Consider the following 811-nt stretch of genomic DNA (forward strand, 5'->3'; position numbering starts at 1 on the left):
GAACAATGCAACCGTCCTCATGGTCCAGGCCTATGCCAAGACCCAGGCGGGCGACTATCCCGGCGGACGCTCCGGCTATGAGAAGGCGCTCAAGCTCGACCCGCAACTGATGGAGGCCCGCCTGGGCCTGGTTCGCATCGACACCGTGACTGGCAATTTCGAAGCCGCCAACAAGCGGCTGCGGGAAGTTCTGAAAAATGACGAGCGCAATACCAATGTGCTGTTCGAACTGGCCCTGCTGAACGAACTGTGGGGCAAGGACGACGAGGCGCTCAAATGGCTGGAAAGTGCCGCAGAGGCCAGCAGCGCCCGCGAAACGCGCGCCAATTTCGCCCTCGTCGCCTGGCACCTGCGCAAAGGCCAGCCGGCCCGCGCGGTCGACGCGGCCAAGTTCTTGCTGGCCAAGCTGCCCGAGGATGTCGAAGCCCTGCAGGCCTATGCCAGCGCCCAGGCTGCCAACGGCGACGCGGCCGGGGCCAAGACCACATTGACCAATGCCGCCCGCCGCGCCGCCTTCGATGCACCGCGCCTGCTGGAAGTCGCGCGCCAGCAGGTCGGCATCAAGGACTACGCCGGCGCTGCCTACAGCCTTGACAAGGCTCTGAGCGGCAACCCCGACTATCTGCCGGCCCAGGCCATGCTCGCCAGCATCGAGCTGACGCAGGGCGATGCGGCGAAGTCGGAGCAGCGCGCCAAACAGGTCATCCAGGCAGCGCCCAAGTCGGCGCTCGGCTACAACCTGCTTGCCGAAGTCGCCACCTACCGGGGCCAGGCCACGGCCGCCATCGACGCGCTGCGCAAGGCCCATGAC

The 811-nt window shown here is 66.6% G+C and carries 1 protein-coding gene; it reads left to right on the forward strand.

The features are described from left to right. Positions 1–19 precede the first annotated feature (19 nt). On the forward strand, positions 20–811 hold a 792-nt coding region (locus tag ACXJKR_RS33835), incomplete at its 3' end, for a tetratricopeptide repeat protein (protein ID WP_457326590.1).

It is taken from the genome of Roseateles sp. P5_E11, from assembly GCF_054049355.1.